The sequence below is a fragment of the Nocardioides sp. NPDC057772 genome, assembly GCF_042798075.1.
Classification (GTDB): Bacteria; Actinomycetota; Actinomycetes; order Propionibacteriales; family Nocardioidaceae; genus Nocardioides.
On sequence record NZ_JBHVKN010000293.1, the window covers coordinates 1 to 4,448 of the forward strand.

4 protein-coding genes are annotated in these 4,448 nt (G+C 69.8%); 3 read left to right on the forward strand and 1 reads right to left on the reverse strand.

The window, feature by feature from the left end; translation table 11 throughout:
• On the reverse strand, positions 1 to 295 hold a 295-nt coding region (locus ACFVJS_RS26480), incomplete at its 3' end, for an HPP family protein (RefSeq protein ID WP_378886544.1).
• A 225-nt stretch (positions 296 to 520) separates the two neighbouring features.
• Between ACFVJS_RS26480 and ACFVJS_RS26485 the strand changes: the two genes are divergently transcribed.
• From ACFVJS_RS26485 to argF, 3 genes are read left to right on the forward strand one after another with little or no spacing between them, the layout of a single operon-like run.
• On the forward strand, positions 521 to 2,011 hold the full coding sequence (locus ACFVJS_RS26485; protein WP_378886545.1) for an amino acid permease: 1,491 nt from the start codon (positions 521 to 523) through the stop codon (positions 2,009 to 2,011).
• A complete protein-coding gene (locus ACFVJS_RS26490) occupies positions 2,008 to 3,237 on the forward strand; it encodes an arginine deiminase (protein ID WP_378886546.1) in 1,230 nt (409 codons plus the stop codon). The genes ACFVJS_RS26485 and ACFVJS_RS26490 overlap by 4 nt, the downstream gene beginning before the upstream one ends.
• A gap of 17 nt (positions 3,238 to 3,254) precedes the next feature.
• Complete coding sequence (gene argF, locus ACFVJS_RS26495; protein WP_378886547.1) at positions 3,255 to 4,256, forward strand: ornithine carbamoyltransferase; 1,002 nt, start codon at positions 3,255 to 3,257, stop codon at positions 4,254 to 4,256.
• Positions 4,257 to 4,448 lie beyond the last annotated feature (192 nt).

Genomic DNA, 4,448 nt, shown 5'->3' on the forward strand with positions numbered 1-4,448 from the left:
CCTCCGCGGTGTCGCGCACGGCGACGGCCACCGGGCTCATCACGTCCTCCACGTACGCCGGTGGCCGGTCGGTCACGGGAGGCGCCGGGCGCAGATGCGCCCGCGGGTCCGGCAGGACCCGGTTGCGGATCAGATCGATCTCGGCGACGACGCCGCAGAGCCGGCCGGCCGAGCTCACCACCGGCAACGCGGTGATGTGGTGGTCGCGCAGCAGTCCGAGCGCCTCCCTGACAGGAGTCTCTCTCCGTGCGGTGACGGGTGAAGAGGTCATGATCTCTCGGACAAGCATGGTCATTCCCACCTAGGGTGCTCGGTACTCATGGGACGAGCCTGGCCCGGCCGGCGAGGCTGGTCACGAGTGGAAGGTCCCGGTCCGGTGAGACCTTCGGCCCGCGCAGGACCTTCGTCATCCTGCCCACGGACGAACGTCGTCACGGTCGGGACCTGGCGGCTCTGCTGCCGGGATCGGGGTAGGCGGTGTGCTGGACCGGTCCGTGATCCCATGACGAAGGAGAGGGCCATGTCCCTTCTCGACAGAACCCCGTTCCACCGCGATACACGTGGTGACATCGCCGACAGGGCAGCGCCTCCACCCCGGCCGGCGAACCGACCGGTCCCTGGAAGGGAGACCCCTGACGGTCAGCTCCGGCTCCCACATGCGACCGCTCTGGTGATGGGCTCGATCATCGGCGTCGGCGTCTTCAGCCTTCCGTACGCCGTCGCGTCCTACGGGCCGATCAGCCTGGTCGCGATGGCGGTCGCGACGGTCGGCGCCGTCGCTCTCGCGCTCGTGTTCTCCTCCCTCTCCCGTCGGATGCCGGCCGGTGGCGGCCCGTACGCCTATGCGCGCGCCGCCTTCGGCAACGGCTTGGGATTCAGCCAGGCGTGGCTCTACTGGATCACCGCGTGGGCGGGTAACGCCGCCATCGCCGTCGGCTGGGTCTTCTACGTCGAGACGTTCCTCAACAAGGGCGGCGCGACCGGATGGTCGATCGTGATCGCCCTGGCAGGCCTGTGGATCCCCGCGGCGATCAACCTCACCGGCGTACGGTCCATGGGTGTCTTCCAGCTGTGGACGACGGTGCTGAAGTTCGTCCCGCTGGCGCTGATGGCGACCGCCGGACTCTTCTTCATCGAGGGCGGCAACTTCACCCCGTGGAACACGAGCGGCGAGACGAGCATCTCGGCGATCGGTGGGGCGATGGCGATCTGCCTGTTCAGCTACCTCGGCCTCGAGACCGCGTCCGTCGCCGCCGCGCAGGTGCGCGACCCCGGCCGCAACGTCCCGCGTGCGACGGTTCTGGGGACCGTCGGCAGTGCGGTGGTCTACCTGCTCTCCCTGGTCGCCGTCTTCGGCATCCTGCCGGCCTCCCAGCTGGCCCAGGACGCCAACCAGGCCTCCTACTCCGCGGCCGCGAACGAGGTCTTCGGTGGCACCGTGGCAGGCAACATCGTCGCGGCCGCCGTGATCATCTCCGGGATCGGAGCCCTCAACGGATGGACCATGATCTGCGCCGAGATGCCGCTAGCCGCCGCGAAGGAGGGCCTGTTCCCGAAGATCTTCGGCCGGGTCTCGCGTCGCGGTGTGCCCGCCCTCGGCATCATCGCGTCCGCAGCCCTGGCCTCGGTCGCGGTCGTCGTGAGCTATCTCGGTGCCGACGGGGCGACCGTGTTCACCACGCTGGTGCTGATGACCGGCATCACCGCGGCCATCCCGTACGCCTTCTCCGCGCTGGCCCAGCTCAAGTGGCGTTGGCAGGACCACCGCCGGGGCCCGACCCCGCGTCTCGCCCTCGATCTCGCGGTCGCCGTCGTCGCCCTGGCCATGTCGATCGCGTTCGTCTACTACTCCCGCAACACCGACAACAGCTGGTACGTCGTGTGGGGCCCGTTCCTGATGACCGGTGCCGCCGCGATCCTGGGGGTCCCGGTCTACCTCAGCCAGCGTCGCCGACTCCAGGCGGCCTCCTCGGACAGCGGCTCGGCGCCGGCGGACGGGAGCAACTCGTGAGCGAGCGTCTCCACGTCGACTCCGAGGTCGGACGCCTGCGTCAGGCGGTCGTGCACCGTCCCGGCCTCGAGCTCAGCCGGCTGACTCCGAGCAACATCGAGCGGCTGCTCTTCGACGACGTCCTGTGGGCCGAGCGCGCCCGGGCCGAGCACGACGGGTTCGTGGCCGCGCTCGAGGCTCACGGGGTCGTGGTCCACCACTTCGCCGACCTGCTGACCGAGGCGCTGGACCAACCGGGTGCGCGTGAGCTCCTCCAGGAGGAGCTCTCCACGGCACATCGGTTCGGTCCCGCGCTCGACCAGCCTCTCGACGACCTGGTGGCCACCACCCCGGCGGAGGAGCTGGCGACGTACCTGATCGGTGGGGTGCTCAAGTCCGACGTCGCCGACCGGGTGCACGCCAGCAGCCTGCTGCTGGAGTATCTCCGAGACGACGACTTCCTGCTGGCCCCGCTGCCCAACCACCTCTTCCAGCGCGACAACGTGGCCTGGGCGTACGACGCCGTCTCGCTCAACCCCATGGCGAAGCCGGCGAGGCGGCGCGAGACGATCAACTCCAAGGTCGTCTACGACTTCCATCCGATGTTCCGCGGCGTCGACTATCTCTACGGCCACGACGCCCTCGACCACGGCGGCGCGACACTGGAAGGCGGCGACGTCACCGTCATCGGCAACCGGGCCGTGATGGTCGGCATGGGGGAGCGATCGACGCCGCAGGGGGTGGAGAACCTCGCTCGCGCACTGTTCCGGCGCGGCACGGTGGACACGGTGATCGTGGTGGAGCTGCCCCGCGAGCGGGCGTTCATGCACCTGGACACCGCGATGACGATGGTCGACGCCGACGCTTTCTCGGTCTATCCCTACCTTCCCGACGAGCTCCGCTCCTACTCGCTGCACCGCGTCGGGACCGGCGGTGAGTTCAAGCTCGAGGAGAACGATGTGCTGTTCCCGGTCCTCGCTGACACCCTCGGCGTCGAGCGGCTCCGGGTGCTGCGGGCGCCGATCGACCGGCTGGGCGCCGAGCGCGAGCAGTGGGACGACGGCAACAACTTCCTCGCCGTCGCACCCGGTGTGGTCGTCGGCTACGAGCGGAACACCACGACCAACGCCTACCTGGCCGACCAGGGCATCGAGGTGGTGCCCATCGTCGGGGAGGAGCTCGGTCGCGGTCGCGGTGGACCCCGTTGCATGACCTGTCCCATCGAGCGAGAGGCGGTGTCGTCATGACGCTGATCGTCCCCGACATGACAGCCAGGTCGCTGGCCGGCCGCGACTTCCTCAAGGAGGTCGACCTGACCGTCGAGGAATGGCGCTCGCTGGTCGCGCTGGCGGCGGAGCTCAAGATCGAACGCCGACTGCCCGGCAGGGCTCCACGACTCGCCGGACGCTCGATCGCCCTGCTCTTCGAGAAGGCCTCCACCCGCACCCGGTGCGCGTTCGAGGTCGCGGCCTACGACGAGGGTGCGCACGTGACCTACCTCGACCCGGCCAGCTCGCACCTCGGCCACAAGGAGTCGATCGCGGACACCGCGCGAGTGCTCAGCCGGTTCTACGACGGCATCGAGTACCGGGGCTCCGACCAGGCCGTGGTGGAGACCCTCGCGGCGTACGCCGACGTGCCGGTGTGGAACGGCCTGACCGATGCGTGGCATCCGACCCAGGCGCTGTGCGACGTGCTCACGATGCTCGAGCACACGACCAAGCCCGCCGAGCAGATCGTTGTTGCGTACGTCGGTGACGCCCGCAACAACGTCGCCCGCTCGTTGCTGGTCGCCGGTTCCATGATGGGCATGGACGTCCGGATGGTCTCGCCTGCAGACCTCGCGCCGGCGCCCGACGCGGTCCGTCATGCAGAGCGCATCGCCTCCGCGACCGGGGCACGGCTGGAGATCACCAGCGACCGCCGTGGTCTGGACGGTGCCGACTTCGTCTACACCGATGTATGGGTGTCGATGGGGGAGCCGCCCGAGCTGTGGGACCGGCGGGTGGCGCTGTTGGCGCCGTACGCCGTCGACGACGCGCTGCTCCAGCTCACCGGCAATCCGCAGGTGAAGTTCCTGCACTGCCTACCGGCCCTGCACGGCGTGGATACGGAGCTCGGCCGTCAGCTGGCGAGCCGGACCGGGCGTACGTCGTTCGAGGTCACCCCGGAGGTGTTCGAGTCGGAGCGCTCGATCGTCTTCGACCAGGCGGAGAACCGTATGCACACCATCAAGGCCGTGCTCGTCGCGACACTGGCCGGCTGAGCCCGGCCGAGAAGGAGAATCAGATGAGGATCGTCGTCGCCATCGGCGGCAACGCCCTGCTGCGGCGCGGGGAGCGGCCGGACGCCGCTCTCCAGCGCCGGCACGTGGCCGCGGCCGCGGCCGGGCTCGCGGGTCTGGCCCGCGAGCGGCTCGTCCGGCGGTGCGGGCTGGGCGGGCGCGCCGAGGAACAGC

Excerpts from the sequence above, each read along its gene's own strand:
- ACFVJS_RS26485 (WP_378886545.1), top strand. The coding sequence starts at position 521 with ATGTCCCTTCTCGACAGAACCCCGTTCCACCGCGATACACGTGGTGAC.
- argF (WP_378886547.1), top strand. The coding sequence starts at position 3,255 with ATGACAGCCAGGTCGCTGGCCGGCCGCGACTTCCTCAAGGAGGTCGAC.